Origin of the sequence: Rahnella sp. ATs2, from assembly GCF_051851855.1 — a bacterium.
Lineage (GTDB): Bacteria > Pseudomonadota > Gammaproteobacteria > Enterobacterales > Enterobacteriaceae > Rahnella > Rahnella variigena.
The window spans coordinates 119,629-136,283 of sequence record NZ_JBLYPL010000008.1 but is presented as its reverse complement, the minus strand read 5'-3'; the positions used below and the strand labels follow the sequence as shown (position 1 = coordinate 136,283).

Here is a 16,655-nt window from a genome sequence, read left to right as displayed (position 1 = left end):
TTATTTCTTTATAGTTTCAAAAAGCCGTATTGCAAGGTTAATGGGATTGATGATCTTGAGATATTTGTAATAGATACTACGTTTAGACGAACAATATAAATTAAACTTATGGTGCAAAAATGCCAGATAGTAATGATTAGCTCGCCTAAAATCATTTACTTTATTTAAATCCGCCAGCAATATATTGTTGAGTTTGTGGTTAGTATTTGAGGTAATTTGTTGATTATGAATTCTATACTTTACTGACGTGAAATTAAAAAGTAAAGTTCCTGCACCTTGCTCAATAAGCTTAAGCCAAAATGGAAGATCTTCTAGCATTTTATAACTTGTATCAAAACAATCTATAAAACGCTTATTAATAAAAGCACCTGGCGCAACATTATTAAAATGGATCATTGCAAATTGTTTCTTTAAGTAGGATGATTTACTATTTATAACCATTTTTGTCCAGGCTAACGGATAAATACTTGACTTAGAGACAGTCTTACCAAACGTTTCGAAAGATGTAAAAACAGCGCCAGTATCTAAGTATTTTTGATTTTTGGAGATATTCTCAACAAACTTCTCTAGTGCAAATGGTGTCAAGATATCATCGGAACCTAAACACTTGATCCAATCTCCTTTTGCCTGCTGCAATGCATTATCAAAATTGACAGTTATTCCGTTATTTACGCTACTAGCTATAATTACACAACGTATGTCAGGACGAACGATATCATTGCTTGATTTCCATTTATGTATTTTTTCCAATGAATCATCAGTTGAATGATCATCTGAAATAATAATCTCAATATTTTTATATGTTTGATTGACACAACTATTTAATGTTTCCTCAATATAATCTGCTGCATTATATGAAGCGATGAGAATACTTATTAATGGTTTGTAATTATTCATGAGAAATATCTAATTAATAATAGTTGCAATCTAGACTTAACTGTAAGCCTAAAATGATTTTTCTTTTCAAGAGATAAAATGTTTTTAGCAGAGTTTTTTATCAAATCCTGCCACATACTGCGTTCGCTTGCATCCAATTCTTTTTTCCATTTTTTAAAACGAACAAAAACACCCCAGACAGTACTCACGATTAATTTATAAGTCTCATGAACTATAAGATCATTATTTGTTCGTTCATCACACGTTTTAATATATTGAAGTAAATAAAATGCGTTGTGAATGACCCGGTAATAGTTTTTATTTACTCTACGTGTTGTTGATTCTGGATTGTTGATAAAATAATAGTTTCCATTAGACATCCCAACACGCTGAGAAAGTGAAAAGCAGATTCTGGAAATGACTTCATCATTATTCAAGTAGTTCACTGATTCTTGATTAAGGGAATTATATTCATCATAGGCTTTAATGAATATTTTTTTTTCATAAATACCAAAAGCATGAACCCCCCAATAGGATATGCAATTCGCAAATGCCTCATAACCAGATATGATGTCTTTATTTGTATAATATTGGAAAACTTGGTCTGAAGTCAGGTTACCATTATTCACATAATGTAGATTAAAAAGAGAGATGTTCAAATTATTTTTTATTAGAAAGCTCATGGTTTTTTCAAGAGAATCACTCGCCAATAAATCATCGCAATCCACAAGCGCAACATAGTCCCCCTTTGCATCCTTTATAGCATTTTCTCGTGCTTTAGCAGCCCCCATGTTGCATTGTTTTATTAAACGGAGGCGGAAGGAATCAGATATATATGCCTCTAAAATCTCGACTGTTTTATCTGTTGAACCATCATCTACAACTATAACCTCAAAATCTTTAATGCTCTGCTGATTGAGGTTGTTTAACAATTTATAAATATTCTTTTCTTCATTGTAAACTGGGACAATGACTGTCAGCTTTTTATATTCCTCAATCATTTCAACATAAAACCTTTTTATTTAAATGCCACATATATATCAGCATCACCGCAACAAGATAAATTGCATAGGTTATAAAATAAGCGAGGCTTACACCTTCAAGCCCCCAATATAATGTCAGGACTTTTACTAGTAACGGGTAGGTTATAGAAAAAGAAATCTCCAATGCTGCGTTTATTTTGAAGTACCCTTTCGCTAGCAATATAGTAGCAAATAACCAACTACAAATTCTTACGAAATCCCCCATATTTTGAAAGAAAAATAGTCTACGGGCCTCATGAAAGTCTTTTGTAAACAAGATGCTTATTATAAAATCTTTTAATCCAAAAATAGCAAAAGCCATTAGCAAAGCCAATGGAACAACAACGGCAGCACCTGTTTTTAAAATACTAAGATGTTCGCTAACGCTCTTTGCAGCAGCAGTTTTAGGAAAGTAATATACCGTCATTGCAGTAGTCAATATGGCCAAGTAGGCTTCTGATATTTTAGAAACAGCTTGCCAGTATCCAGCATCATCAATAGAGAAATTGTTGGTTAAAATTGTCCTAACGGCAATAAGTGAAATAGGACCAGTCAATGCACCTATTACACCCATATAGAAATAATTTCTCATTTCTTTTAGGTGATGTTTGGGAGTCTGACCAACCCAGTACCGCCACTTAAACCAAGGTCTCTTCAAGATAATCGCAATTAGCCAGGCTCCTGCAATTGCATTATTTAAAGCAGCTGATATTAACGCACCTTTTAGTCCAAAAAAATATACCAACCCTGTCATTGATATCACTGATGACAAGATAGCCAATATATTAGCAATGAAGAATTTATTGTATTCCCCTAACCCATTCAAAACCCCTAAAAAAATACTGTTAGCTATATTAAGTGGCAACACAGATAACGCGACAATAATCAACCAATAATAATTACTATCATGAAATAGATAGCCAGACAACTTTTGTGAAAACATCAAACCTAAAATAGCGATGAAACAACATGCAATGAAAGAGAGTTTAATAGCGGCTCTCCAAAATTGCTTAGCATCTTCATAATTGTTTTTGTGCTCTGATGAGTAGCGGGTGACTCCCTGTGAAACTTGATTAGAGATAAAACCATTAATAAACGAGACGAAGTTCTGCAGTTGCCCCAAATTAGCGATACCCGCTGGGCCGGTATATATAGCAACGACTTTCGAAATTAGCAACCCGCATACCAACCTAAAACATGTTAGTATGCCGCTAAGAATCGTAACTTTAGCAAAATTCAAATTTTCCATCCATTGATAACAGTTATTACTTTTTCTATGTCACCATCACTCAAAGTTGGATCCAAAGGAATCGACAAAACTTGTTGGTGGATTTTTTCAGTGATAGGAAGCTGTAACCCGTTGAAGTTTTGGTAAGCTTTTTGTTTGTGAGGCGGTGTCGGATAATGAATTAATGTCTGAATTCCGTTATCATTTAAATACTTTTGTAATTCAACTCTATCATCACACCGAACGACGAAAAGATGCCAAACATGTAATTCTTGGTTACGTATGATAGGTAACGTGATATTTGGATTTTTAATTTCTGAAAGATATTTATGGGCAATTTGTTTACGAATCTTGGTGTCAGCATCTAAATACTTTAACTTTACACAAAGAAATGCTGCTTGTATTTCATCTAATCGACTATTAACACCTATATAATCATTTTTATATTTCTCTTCCGAACCATAATTTCGCAATGACCGAAGAACTCTATTCAATTCGTCACTATTCGTTGTGACCGCCCCAGCATCCCCGAGAGCACCTAAATTTTTGCCCGGATAAAAACTAAAACCTGAGGCATCTCCCCAACTACCCGCTTTTTTACCACCTATTGATGCGCCATGTGATTGTGCAGAATCTTCAAGAACAAGTAATTTTTTCTCATGGGCAAAAGACATGATCTCTTCCATAGGAGAGATTTGTCCATAAAGATGCACAGGTAAAATTACCTTAGTTTTCTCTGTATAATTTTTTATGATTGAATCTATACTAATATTAAAAGTATGCTCATCCGGCTCAACAAGCACAGGCTTCAAACCTGTTTCGGAAATAGCCAGCACGGATGCAATATAAGTATTAGCGGGGACAATCACTTCATCCCCGTCACTAATAAGTCCCATTATTTTCCACGCCTTAAGAACTAACGTAAGAGCATCAAGTCCATTAGCTACACCAATCGCATATTTTACACCGCAATACCTTGCAAAATCATGTTCAAAGGCTTCAAGTTCTTTTCCAGATATATACCAACCGGAATTAATGACTCGCTCTGCAGCTTCTATAAGTTCACTTTTATAACGTTCATTTATTTTTTTTATGTCGAGAAAATTAATCATTATGATCCCACTTTTTTAATTAGTTTTGCTGGATTTCCCGCTACAATTACGTTAGCTGGGACATCTTTAGTAACGACGGAACCAGCTCCAACCATACTGTTTTCACCAATGGTGATTCCTGGAAGGATTGTTGCGTTGGCACCTATAGAAGCGTTCTTTTTTATTGTTATATTCGCGAATTCATCAGGATAGACTTTTGAACGTGGATATTTATCATTAGTTAAAGCAACACATGGCCCAATAAAAACGTTATCTTCGATTACCGTGCCATCCCAGATATAAACCCCGGATTTAATTGTAACGTTATCACCAATAATGACATTATTTTCAATAAGACTATTGGCGCAAATGTTACAATTACGTCCTATTTTCGCACCTTTCAAGACCACGACAAATTGCCATATAGTCGTACCATCGCCTATTTGAGAGGTTTGAACATCACTAAGTTTATGGATTTTCATTATTTTGCCATTTCTGAAAACTGCTCATAATCCCTGACATAGTCATTTTCATCATATTCTTTATCTGCTAATACCATTAGCACACAGTCATCTGAAAAATCGCTCATTTCCCGCCATATGAAAGACTCGATCAAAAGGCCTTGTGATGGATTATCTAGCAATATATTGATACGTTCATTGCCATCATCAAGAGCAAACCTGCAGGACCCTCTTATCGCTATAGCAACTTGTTTGAGTTCTCTATGCGCATGATAGCCTCTTGTAACATCGGCTTTTGTATCAAAGAGGTAATAAACTCTTTTAATTTCGAAGGGGATGTTTTTGGTTGTTTCAAGAGAGACAAGGGAACCTCTTTGGTCACCATGTATTTGTAATGGAATTAACTCTATCTTCATAAGTGATTACTCATTAGTTTTATAAGATATTGTCCATAATGATTTTTCTCCAGCATTAAGCCTCGTTGATACAAATCATCATCGCTCAACCACTTATTACGCCAAGCTATCTCTTCTGGGCAGGCTACCATCATCCCCTGCCTTTTTTGAACAGTTTCGACAAAACTTCCTGCTTCAATCAAACTGTCATGAGTTCCCGTATCAAGCCATGCGAACCCACGACCTAAAAGCTCAACTTTTAGTGAGCCTTGCTTAAGGTACTCATCATTTATTGAGGTGATCTCTAACTCCCCTCGCGCAGACGGTTTTATTTTTTTTGCAATTTCGACGACTTTGTTATCATAAAAGTACAAACCAGTAACTGCCCAGTTTGACTTTGGCCTTTCGGGTTTTTCTTCAAGAGAAATTGCATTTTGGTTTTCATCAAACTCGACGACTCCAAATCTTTCTGGATCGAATACTTGATAACCGAAAATTGTTGCACCTGAATTATTTTTTACAACAGTTCTTAATTTTGCACTAAATCCTTGCCCGAAGAAAATATTGTCGCCAAGTACCAGACAGACTGAATCTTCACCAATAAACTTTTCACCTATGATAAATGCTTGAGCTAATCCATCTGGACTAGGTTGAACCGCATAACTTATCTCAACGCCATAAGCACCACCGTCTCCAAGGAGCCTCTTAAAACCTGTAAGGTCCTCTGGGGTGGTAATGATAAGAATTTCTCGTATTCCCGCTAACATTAAAACTGAAAGTGGATAATAGATCATCGGTTTATCATAAATAGGAAGTAACTGTTTTGATACTGCCATCGTTATTGGATATAAACGAGTTCCGGATCCACCTGCTAAAATGATACCTTTCATATAATTATTTCAACCCTAATCGCTCACGTTTGTAGCTACCGTCTTGCACACGCTGACACCATATTTGATTTTGCATGAACCAGTTAACAGTTTTACGCAAACCACTTTCAAAACTTTCTTCAGGTGCCCACCCGAGTTCTTTTTCTATCTTACTTGCATCTATCGCATAACGCCTGTCATGCCCTGGTCGATCGCTGACATAAGTAATAAGATCCCGATAGGATTTAGGGGCAGGTACCAATTCATCCAGTAGATCACAAATAGTTAATACAACGTCGAGATTTTGTTTTTCATTATGACCACCGATATTATATGTTTCTCCAACTTTACCTAAGGTCACAACGGTATAAAGTGCACGCGCATGATCTTCTACATATAACCAGTCTCTAATCTGATCACCTTTACCATAAATAGGCAAATTTTTGCCTTCAAGTGCATTAAGTATAACTAATGGGATAAGTTTTTCTGGAAAATGGTAAGGGCCATAGTTGTTGGAGCAATTTGTCACAATACAAGGTAAACCGTATGTTCGTTGCCATGCGCGTACCAGGTGGTCACTCGAAGCTTTCGATGATGAATATGGACTGCTGGGGGCATACGGCGTCTTTTCAGTGAAAAGAGGTAGCCTTTCCTGGCTTGCCCACTCATCGGGATGAGGTAAATCTCCATACACTTCATCAGTGGAAATATGATGAAAACGAAAAGCGTCTTTTCTTTTTTGACTCAGCAGGGACCAATATGCGCGGGTTGCTTCAAGTAATGTATAAGTGCCAACAATATTGGTTTCAATAAATTCAGCGGGTCCGGTAATTGAGCGATCTACATGGCTCTCTGCCGCAAGATGCATAACAGCGTCAGGCTGATGCATTGTAAAAATCTTCTCAAGAGCCAACCCATCACAAATATCTGCCTGAACGAAAGCATAACGATCACTGTGAGATACCATTTCGACTGACTCCAGATTGCCTGCATAAGTCAGCTTATCAACGTTAATCACACTATCTTTTGTGTTCTCAATTATATGACGAACGACCGCGGAGCCTATGAAACCGGCACCACCAGTAATCAGAATTTTCATCTTAAATCTCTCATTACACACTAAATCCTCAATTTACTAAAAGTTGAGTTTGTTTTAACTCTTATTCTCTTTTAGCGAACCCTGTTTAGCTAAATTATTTATGAATAATACAAATGAACCAAAACATAAAACAAACAAAACCAGAACTGCTAGCTGATTGTAGTTATTCATATCTGCAACAATCCCAACAATAGAAAATGAAATTGCTATCGCCAATACAATCATCAAAGCAGTGGAATGTTTGAATCCATATTTTAATAAAATGTGATGCAAATGTTCGCGATCAGGTTTAAAAGGACTATCACCTCTACGGACTCTCGAAACCATGACTCGTACCATATCCATCAATGGCACGGCAATAATCCATAATGCTGTTACCGGATGTAATATCGCTGATGCACCTTGTGTTGCCAGAATAATTAACCAGATTACCGTAAACCCAATTAAGGTACTGCCAGCATCCCCCATGAACACCTTGAATTTCCGCCCCCATGGAATTCCAAGGTTAAGAAGAATATAAGGAACACAGGCGATCGTTAAGCAATAACACCATTGAGCAAGTTCGTTTTTGTCGTGTAAACTGAATGCTATTCCTAAAGATGCAAAACTGACGCAAGATAAAGCGCCTAATAAGCCATCAATTCCGTCGACCATATTGAAAGCATTAATCGCACACATTACTGCAAAAATTGTGATTACATATCCCAGCACACCTAAACCAATTGGATACCCCAGAAATATATCACCTAATGATGCCAGGTGCAGCCCGCTGAACATCATGACTATAGCTACAAATGCCTGGAGAACTATACGAGGAGTTACTGGCAGATCATATCTGTCATCTAACACACCGACAAAAAGCAGTAAACTTACTGATGTAATGTAATAATAGAAGTCAGGAAACCATAAAGGTTGTAAAAAATATATTACCCAAATAGAAATATAGATAGATACACCACCCACCAATGGGATATGGCCATTATGGTGTTTCCTTGCATTTGGTTTATCAACCAAACCCACCCGTCGCGCAACTTTACGTGCAATAAATAACGAAGCTAAAGCACTGAAAAATATTATAATATATTCTTGCATGACCGCACCATGTTCTATAAATTGATATAAAGACTGCTAATTCATTTCGCAAGTGTCATGTTAATTTTCCTACAATTAACCTGCACACTTTTCAACGGTCGTACTTCATTTCCTTTGAGAAGTGTTTCATTTTAATTTTATATATCCCTGACTGTTATTGATGGCCGTTTTAAAAATAACTTTTAAGAGCAATTCAAGTGAGCAAATATTGAGTGAAAGCTGAGTCTACTGAATGTCATATGTGATATCCGTCACAACTTCTAGCCTCTCTCATCCACATCTGAACCTCTCAGTGACAAACAACCACGCTACCGCCCCTGGCTCAAAAGCTACCAATACACTTACCTCATTACCGACCAGTGAAGGCTTCCTCACCTTATGCCATTCCCCGGGTTTCAGTACTTCTGCCCGTTCTAACTGGCATAATTCTTACCCTATTCTGGGTGTGCCACAAGATTGCATAATCCGAAAAACTCTAAAAATACTCTTACACTGGCGAGCAGGCTAAAAAACAACCAACCCTGTTTGTAAATCGGTTATACCAACTCGACATTTTGATTAGAGCCCTGACTCAACGACACACCTCAGTGAGTCAATTCTCCAATCATATGGGCGCTTTCTTAATCGGAAAATTGATTAAAGTTAACCCTGTTAAATCTATCAATATTAATTTGTAAAACAGTGTTCAAACTTGAGTTATATAGCCTAGCGCAATGTGTATGACAACGCAGCATTAATCCTAAAATTTTACAGGTAAAATTCTGATCAATCCCCTTGAATGATTAGATAACAACCAGTATTTAATAATCATTTAAAGTGCAATGATCATTATTACTGTGCCTGGCAGTTAACCCTTCTCTTTTCATTGTAGAATTTTCGGGACAAGACGTTGATGGCTTCATTTGGCAATCTAACCATGCTGGGCATGTGTTTCCAGATAACTGCTGAATATGTAAGCATCTATTTTAACTCAATAAAAAAGCACCATAGCTGGTGCTTTTTTTTGTTGAACTGGTTGCAGAATTACTCTTCAGCAAACTCTTTCAGCCACGCCTTAAACGCTTCACCCTGTGAGTTATGGCGAATACCATACTCTACGAAAGCTTTCATATAACCAAGTTTATCGCCACAGTCGTGTGAACGGCCGGTCATGGAGAAGGCTTCTACGGTTTGCTTTTTCATCAGCATCGCGATGGCATCAGTCAGCTGGATTTCGTTACCGGCACCATATGGCGTCACTGCCAGCAGTGGCCAGATGGCTTCGGAAAGCACATAACGGCCGACAACCGCGAGGTTTGATGGCGCATCTTTAAGCTCTGGTTTCTCAACGATAGCCGTCATTGGCGCGCTTTCGCCCGGCTCAACTTCCACACCGTTACAGTTAACGATACCGTATTTAGAAACGTCTTTCTCCGGCACTTCTTCAACCATGACCTGGCTGTTGCCAGTTTCCTGGAAGCGGCGAAGCATCGCAGCAAGGTTGTCTTTACGCAGATCGCTGGTGGAATCGTCCATCAGAACGTCAGGCAGAATAACCGCGAATGGCGAATTGCCAATCAGAGGTTTTGCACACAGAACAGCGTGGCCGAGACCTTTTGACTGACCCTGACGCACGTTCATGATTGTCACGCCCTTCGGGCAGATAGACTGCACTTCTTCCAGCAACTGGCGCTTAACACGAGATTCCAGCATGCTTTCCAGTTCGAATGACGTGTCGAAGTGGTTTTCGATCGCGTTTTTAGAAGAATGCGTGACCAGAATGATTTCTTTGATGCCCGCTGCAGCACACTCATTAACGATGTACTGGATCAAAGGCTTATCGACGATAGGCAGCATTTCTTTTGGAATGGCCTTCGTCGCTGGCAACATACGTGTGCCCAGACCGGCAACAGGGATAACAGCTTTTAACATTGTAAAGGATACTCCTTGAAACCTATTAGTGTGTAAATCCAGTCAGTTAGAATTCAAACATGTCAGGGAATTCACCGGACTGAAATTGTAAATACAAATTTTTTTCCGCAACGCCATTTCTTCCCTGAGTATAGTCCCTGCCATTTACTTTAGGGAGGCAATACTGCTGACTTTAGGACGCCAGCACGATTCTCTGTATTTGATTACGATACCAGTAAGCCGCACGAAACGGTAAGGTAAAGACCTAATTTTAGGAATGTTAAACCTATTCGGTGATTTTATAATCATAAATTGCTGCTTTCGAAAACATCAGCGTCTGTCCATTGAGCGTTGCCCCGGACCTCCCCTGCTCTGTTGAATGGTTTTGCCTAGCCCACTGTTTTAGATTTGAAATTTCATGCCCTGACGCCCATTATTCTACGTGCGGCAAACGCCGCGTAACTAAAGGTGAAAAACGCTATATGGAATGGATCGCCGATCCGTCGATTTGGGCCGGGCTGGCTACCCTGGTTATTCTTGAAATTGTTCTGGGGATAGACAATCTCATCTTTATTGCCATTCTGGCGGAGAAACTTCCGCGCAGCCAGCGTGATAAAGCCCGCGTCACAGGGCTGATGCTGGCGCTCGTCATGCGTTTGCTGCTCCTTGCTTCAATCTCATGGTTATCGACACTCACCCGCCCGCTCATTACGGTGCTGGGTCACCCGTTCAGTGCGCGTGACATGATTATGCTCGTCGGCGGCATATTCCTGTTGTTTAAGGCAACGATGGAATTGAATGAACGCCTCGAGGGTAAGGATGAGGAGCAAAGCCAGCAGCAACGCGGGGCTAAATTCTGGCCTGTTGTCGCACAGATTGTGGTGCTGGATGCGGTATTTTCCCTCGACTCGGTGATTACCGCTGTCGGTATGGTTGACCATCTGGCCGTCATGATGGCTGCTGTATGTATAGCAATCGGGCTGATGCTGCTGGCGAGTAAGCCACTGACCCGTTTCGTCAATGCGCACCCGACTATTGTTATCTTGTGTCTGAGTTTCCTGCTGATGATTGGGTTTAGCCTGGTAGCTGAAGGCTTTGGCTATGCGATCCCGAAAGGCTATCTGTATGCGGCAATCGGTTTCTCGGTCATTATCGAAGGCCTGAATCAGCTGGCGCAGTTTAACCGCAAACGCTTTTTGTCATCACGTCGCTCTCTGCGTGAGCGTACTGCTGAAACCGTTTTACGCGTACTTCGTGGCAAACATGAAGAAGCCGAACTTGATACGCATTCCTCAAATATGATTGCTGACAGTGCAGGCGAAGAGGATGCCATCTTCAATCAGCAGGAACGCCATATGATTGAGCGCGTTCTGGGCCTCGGGCAGCGTACCGTCAGCAGCGTGATGACTTCCCGCCACGACGTCGATAATCTTGAACTCAATGACCCGGTTGATTTGCTTAAGCAGCAAATAGCGGAAAACCAGCACACGCGAATTCTGGTGACCGAAGACAGCTCTACCGATGAACCGCTGGGCGTGGTGCATGTTGTCGACTTGCTGAAACAACAACTCCTGCAAAATGAGTTAGATCTTAAGGCACTTATCCGCCAGCCGCTGATTTTCCCTGAGCAGCTTTCCCTGCTGATGGCGCTTGAGCAGTTCCGCCTGGCCAAAACTCACTTTGCATTTGTCGTCGATGAGTTCGGTTCAGTTGAAGGCATTGTGACCCTGACTGACGTGATGGAAACAATCGCCGGTAATCTGCCTGAATCTGATGAAACGCCGGATGCGCGCCACGATATTTCGCAACAGGAAGACGGCACATGGATTGCCAACGGCTATATGCCGCTGGAAGATCTGGTGATGTACATCGCCCTGCCGGTTGATGAAAAACGCGAATATCACACGCTGGCAGGATTACTGATGGAGCATACTCAGAGCATCCCTCAGGTCGGCGCGCAAATCCACATCGATAACTATCTGTTTGAACCGCTTGAGGTCAGCAGTCACCGTATTCTGAAAGTGAGAATTACGCCGCTCAAAACCGACATGGATGATGATTACGAAGTGTGACCTGCCGTAGAGCTGGGCATTAAAACAAAAAAGGGACGCTGATGAGGCGTCCCTTTTTACTGAGTCGTACAAATTGAGGTACAGAAAGATTATTTATTTAATAACTTCTGCACATCGTCTTTTTCATTGCTGTCTTTGCGTTTATCCACCCAGTTCTGAATGGCTCTACGGGCACTCTGTTCCACCGTCCGGCGCAGTATCTGATCGACCTGAAGCTGATAACCCAGTTGCGCCCACGGCCCGTACACTCGCAACGGGATATCCGTGGTTTTAAGGGTGTTAATCAGATTGCTGTCGCCTTTCCAGCCACCGGTAACGCGGATCAACAGATTCATGTCTACCTTTTCGCCGGCGAGATCAACAGAGCCATCACCTTTTGCGTAAACCATTGGCGACTGGCCTTCCAGATCGTTCAGTTTCAGGGTGCCGTTTTTCAGCTGCCCCTGCGCTTTCAGTGTATCAATCTGGCTGTAATGCTCATACTTATCAAGCCCCTGAACGCTGCTGGTATTACGGCTGATTGCCTGCTGGATAAGCTGTTGAATATTAAGTCCGTTCAGGTGCGCATTGGTCATAGCAAGTTCAGCATTACCCTGCCAGTTACGTGCAAAATCTTCTGCCGAGAGCCCCTTTCCGTTCACGTCCCCTTTCATAGAGAAGCTGCCGGTCAGCGCTTTCGGCAATCCGTAAGCAGTCAGCAGATCAGCCAGCTCAATATTATTCACATCCGGCGTCATGTGAACCTTAATACTTTTGCCGGTTACATCCATATCACCCGGCAGGGAAAAGCTTCCCGATCCGAGATTGCCACTGAACGTCGGCAGCGCAACTTTACCCAGCCGGTTATTGGCATTCAGTGCCAGATTTTGAATCTTCATCCCGCGATAGGTTAAATCCGCTACTTTCAGTGCCAGATTCGCATTGAAATTCCGCAAAATGCTCAGGCCGTTCGGCTGCTCATCGACATCACGCGCAATGACCGGCGCGGAGGTGATTGACTGGGTGCTCTGAGCCGCCTGCTCAGCAGTTTTAGGCTGCCAGCCGGAAAGCGCATCCAGATCGAGTTTGTCAGCGTTTAAATTGAGCTGATAGTTGCCGATATCGCCACCCATCGTGGCAGAAGCAGTCCCTGAAATCTGATTATCATTCGCCGTTAACGCCAGCTGGGTGAGTTCCAGTGAGTCACTATCGCGCTGATAACTGGCCTGCATCGAACCATTACCCTGAACACCTTTCACAGGGATGTCAGCGCCACTCAGCTGATAAGTGAATTTACTGATCTTAGCCGAAAAAGCCTGCGGATAATGCTGCATATCGACGTTTGCATTCATGGTGAATGCAAGGTCACGCTGATTGCGGTTTATGCGGCTTGAAAGCTGAATGGTGGCCTGACGGTTGTCGTTTTTATCAATTTCCATGTTGATATCACGAACATTTATCTGATCGTCATCGCCACGCTGCCAGATAAGCAGACTGTCTGCAATGGTGATTTTGTCGATATCAAACTTCCAGCCAGCTTCAAGTTCAGAAGCTCCGGGAGCGACAGGCGTTGGCATTGAAGGCGCAACAGGTGCATCGGGCTGATTCTCTTCAGTTTCAGGCGTCAGACGTATTACTGCGTTTTTCAGCAGTACCTGTTTCACCGCCAGCTGATGAGAAATAAGAGGCCAGAGTTTAACGTCCAGCCGCATGTTTTCAGCACTGACAACCGGTTCCTTAGCCCCCGGCGCGGTAAGCGACGTCTGACCGGCAATAATGCTCAGCTGTGGCCAGACGTGCCAGCGCAGCGATCCGTTGATGGCCAGCTGATATCCGCTTTTCACCTCAACCCGTTCCACCATGTACTGGCGGAAATCATTCGGGTTGATCAGAAACACCAGCGAAGTCATGCCGGCAATGATAACCACCAGTAAAATCACCAGTGTTGTCAGTAGTCTTCTCATGCCTTCCTCACGTTTTTATCCGTTATACGGATAAAAAACTGAATCAGTCTTCATCAATACGACTGGCAATTGCGCTTTGCTGGTCGCGGTATTTCGCATCCTGACGGCTGTTATAAGGACGTGCAGCAGAACCGGATAACGGTTCAAAGCTCAGCGCACCGATCAGCATTCCAGGGCGAAGCGCCAGCGGGAGCTTACCTGAATTATAGAACTCGAGAACAATCCGCCCTTTCCAGCCCGGATCAATACGATGTGCGGTTACGTGTACCATCAGCCCTAGACGCGCCAGTGAAGAGCGCCCGTCCAGCCAGCCGACCAGATCGTCAGGAATGGTGACCGACTCATAAGTAACCGCCAGCGCCAGTTCGCCAGGATGCAGGAAGAATGCTTCGCCTTCCGGCAATACAATTTCATCGCTCATCACTTTATCCAGTGCGGCGCTGACTTCGTCTTTCGGGCCACTCAGGTCGATATAACCCGCGTTATGGCCGAGGAAAACGCGGAAGCCGTTACCCAGACGCACATCTACGGTCGCACCGTTAATTCGTTCAACCGGCGGACGGGGTGAAATGCCTAATTTGCCGCTGTCGAGCCAGGCTTCTATATCTCGGTCGCAAAGTCTCATCGTATCTCCGGTATGTTTTCTGCAGATGGTCGGCGATTAATTGAAGAACTGACTGATTTTCGCCTTGAGAATATCAATCGCAATCCGGTTTTTGCCGCCGCGCGGCACAATGATGTCTGCGTATTGTTTTGAGGGTTCGATAAATTGCAGGAACATCGGGCGTACGGTCTTCTGATATTGCGCCATCACAGAATCCATAGAGCGGCCACGTTCGTTGACGTCACGTTTCATGCGGCGCATCAGACAGATATCCAGCGGGGTATCAACGAAGATGGAGAAATTCATTTCGTCACGCAAACGCGCATCGGTCAGGAGAAGGATCCCTTCCAGAATGATCACTTTCTTCGGTTTTAGTGTCACCGTCTCAGGCAGACGAGTGTGCTCAATGAAGCTGTAGCTCGGCAATTCAATCGCCTGACCAGACTTCATGGCTTGTAAATGCTGGAACAATAAATTGTGATCCATCGCACTTGGATGGTCGTAGTTGGTTTTGACCCGCTCTTCCATGGTCATGTGGCTTTGGTCTTTATAGTAGCAATCTTCCGGGATAACCCCGATGTGCTCATCACCAACCTGATCACGAAGTTCACGGTATAACGTACTGGCGATGAGGCTTTTTCCCGAAGCAGATGCGCCAGCGATACCCACGATGACACACTGATGGAATTTGTCAGACATAAAATTAAAGACCTGATTTGGAAGTTGGAAGGCAAGCACAGACGTGTGCTTTGAACGCGCCAATTATAAGTACAAGACACTGCCTGATGCCAGCGTTAAGGCTGTGTAATCGCTGACATCCGGCAATAATTCACTGAGTTGGGAGATTAAACCGCTCTGAAAGCAATTTCTGTCGGGATAGCGTCACCTCTCCAGAACAATTGCGATGCAATTTTTGCCGCCAGTTCGCGGTAAATTGCAGTGAATTCACTTTCAGGATTAGAGACGACTGTCGGCTCGCCACGATCTAAATCTTCGCGCAGTGAAATATGCAGCGGCAATTGCGCCAGTAATTCACAGCGATACTTCTCGGCCAGACGCTGCGCGCCACCGGTGCCGAAAATCGGTTCGTGATGTCCGCAGTTGCTGCACACGTGCATACTCATGTTCTCGACGATGCCCAGAACCGGCACATGCACTTTCTCAAACATGACGATGCCTTTCATGGCATCCAGCAGCGCGATGTCCTGCGGCGTCGTCACCACCACCGCGCCTGTGACCGGAATATTCTGCGACAGCGTCAGCTGAATATCACCAGTGCCCGGCGGCAGGTCGATCACCAGATAATCGAGATCTGGCCACAGCGTATCGGAAAGCATCTGCATCAGCGCTTTACTGGCCATCGGGCCGCGCCACACCATAGCGTTTTCGTCGGTAACCAGATAACCAATGGAATTGGTCGCCAGTCCGTGCGCCATAATCGGCGACATGTGCACACCATCCGGTGATGTCGGACGCTCTTCTTCCGTACCCAACATATTCGGGACTGACGGACCGTAAATATCGGCATCCAGAATACCGACTTTTCCGCCCTCAGCGGCCAGTGCCAGCGCCAGATTCACGGCAGTCGTCGATTTCCCAACCCCGCCCTTACCCGAGCTGACAGCCAGAATATTGCGCACACCTTTAATACCCGGCTGATCGTTAGCGCGTTTCATGGTGGCGATATCGTGACGCAGGTTCCACTGTATAGCCGTAGCGCCGGTGACCCGCAGCAATTCTCCGCTGGTTTCATCTTTCAGCACATCGAAACCGCTGTTCCAGGCAAACGGCAGCGTCAGGTCAATATGTAAAACACCGTCCATCAGCACGCAGTGATGCAATGCTTTTATCGCGGGTAAATCTTTTTGTAATGTGGAATGGCGGAAGGTGGCCAGTACGCCGGTCACTAGTGCGCGCAGCCCTGCGGGTGTGGTCTGCTGTGGGGATTGAGATGTCATCCCGGCTCCTTGAAAACTGGTTATCAGACTATTTATCTATGCATAAGCATAACAG

The 16,655-nt window shown here is 43.0% G+C and carries 15 protein-coding genes; 1 reads left to right on the top strand and 14 read right to left on the bottom strand.

Annotated features, from left to right (window positions below; all coding sequences use genetic code 11):
• The 10 genes from ACJY2G_RS10385 to galU form a co-directional block, all read right to left on the bottom strand.
• The gene (locus ACJY2G_RS10385) at positions 1-897 is read right to left on the bottom strand and encodes a glycosyltransferase family 2 protein (protein ID WP_430319727.1); all 897 of its coding nucleotides are present in this window, start codon (positions 895-897) and stop codon (positions 1-3) included.
• Positions 894-1,877, bottom strand: coding sequence for a glycosyltransferase family 2 protein (locus ACJY2G_RS10380; RefSeq protein ID WP_430319728.1), 984 nt, complete (start codon positions 1,875-1,877; stop codon positions 894-896). The genes ACJY2G_RS10385 and ACJY2G_RS10380 overlap by 4 nt, the downstream gene beginning before the upstream one ends.
• Position 1,878: 1 nt before the next feature.
• On the bottom strand, positions 1,879-3,147 hold the full coding sequence (locus ACJY2G_RS10375) for an O-antigen translocase (protein ID WP_430319729.1): 1,269 nt from the start codon (positions 3,145-3,147) through the stop codon (positions 1,879-1,881).
• Complete coding sequence (locus tag ACJY2G_RS10370; protein ID WP_430319730.1) at positions 3,135-4,238, bottom strand: DegT/DnrJ/EryC1/StrS family aminotransferase; 1,104 nt, start codon at positions 4,236-4,238, stop codon at positions 3,135-3,137. Before ACJY2G_RS10370 ends, ACJY2G_RS10375 begins: the two co-directional genes overlap by 13 nt.
• Positions 4,238-4,699 carry an acyltransferase gene (locus tag ACJY2G_RS10365; protein ID WP_430319731.1) on the bottom strand — a complete coding sequence of 154 codons (462 nt, stop codon included), beginning with the start codon at positions 4,697-4,699 and terminating at the stop codon, positions 4,238-4,240. Before ACJY2G_RS10365 ends, ACJY2G_RS10370 begins: the two co-directional genes overlap by 1 nt.
• Positions 4,699-5,094 (bottom strand): sugar 3,4-ketoisomerase, encoded by a 396-nt coding sequence (locus ACJY2G_RS10360; RefSeq protein WP_430319732.1) that lies wholly within the window; start codon positions 5,092-5,094, stop codon positions 4,699-4,701. Before ACJY2G_RS10360 ends, ACJY2G_RS10365 begins: the two co-directional genes overlap by 1 nt.
• Positions 5,091-5,963, bottom strand: a complete 873-nt coding sequence (rfbA, locus tag ACJY2G_RS10355; protein ID WP_430319733.1) for a glucose-1-phosphate thymidylyltransferase RfbA — start codon at positions 5,961-5,963, stop codon at positions 5,091-5,093. Before rfbA ends, ACJY2G_RS10360 begins: the two co-directional genes overlap by 4 nt.
• A 4-nt stretch (positions 5,964-5,967) precedes the next feature.
• On the bottom strand, positions 5,968-7,041 hold the full coding sequence (gene rfbB, locus ACJY2G_RS10350; RefSeq protein WP_430319734.1) for a dTDP-glucose 4,6-dehydratase: 1,074 nt from the start codon (positions 7,039-7,041) through the stop codon (positions 5,968-5,970).
• Between the two features lie 54 nt (positions 7,042-7,095).
• Positions 7,096-8,133: a UDP-N-acetylglucosamine--undecaprenyl-phosphate N-acetylglucosaminephosphotransferase gene (gene wecA / locus ACJY2G_RS10345; protein ID WP_430319735.1), complete on the bottom strand. Its 1,038-nt coding sequence runs from the start codon at positions 8,131-8,133 to the stop codon at positions 7,096-7,098.
• Between the two features lie 1,023 nt (positions 8,134-9,156).
• Complete coding sequence (gene galU, locus ACJY2G_RS10340; RefSeq protein WP_112290982.1) at positions 9,157-10,044, bottom strand: UTP--glucose-1-phosphate uridylyltransferase GalU; 888 nt, start codon at positions 10,042-10,044, stop codon at positions 9,157-9,159.
• A gap of 461 nt (positions 10,045-10,505) precedes the next feature.
• On the opposite strand from galU, the gene ACJY2G_RS10335 reads away from it, so the two are divergent.
• The gene (locus ACJY2G_RS10335) at positions 10,506-12,095 is read left to right on the top strand and encodes a TerC family protein (protein WP_120162693.1); all 1,590 of its coding nucleotides are present in this window, start codon (positions 10,506-10,508) and stop codon (positions 12,093-12,095) included.
• Between the two features lie 89 nt (positions 12,096-12,184).
• On the opposite strand, the gene asmA is transcribed toward ACJY2G_RS10335, so the two are convergent.
• From asmA to apbC, 4 genes are all read right to left on the bottom strand, one after another.
• Complete coding sequence (asmA, locus tag ACJY2G_RS10330; protein ID WP_430319736.1) at positions 12,185-14,038, bottom strand: outer membrane assembly protein AsmA; 1,854 nt, start codon at positions 14,036-14,038, stop codon at positions 12,185-12,187.
• A 43-nt stretch (positions 14,039-14,081) separates the two neighbouring features.
• Positions 14,082-14,663, bottom strand: a complete 582-nt coding sequence (gene dcd, locus ACJY2G_RS10325) for a dCTP deaminase (protein ID WP_112290978.1) — start codon at positions 14,661-14,663, stop codon at positions 14,082-14,084.
• A 36-nt stretch (positions 14,664-14,699) separates the two neighbouring features.
• On the bottom strand, positions 14,700-15,341 hold the full coding sequence (gene udk / locus ACJY2G_RS10320; RefSeq protein WP_013575064.1) for a uridine kinase: 642 nt from the start codon (positions 15,339-15,341) through the stop codon (positions 14,700-14,702).
• A gap of 146 nt (positions 15,342-15,487) precedes the next feature.
• A complete protein-coding gene (gene apbC, locus ACJY2G_RS10315; protein ID WP_120162691.1) occupies positions 15,488-16,600 on the bottom strand; it encodes an iron-sulfur cluster carrier protein ApbC in 1,113 nt (370 codons plus the stop codon).
• Positions 16,601-16,655: the final 55 nt, after the last annotated feature.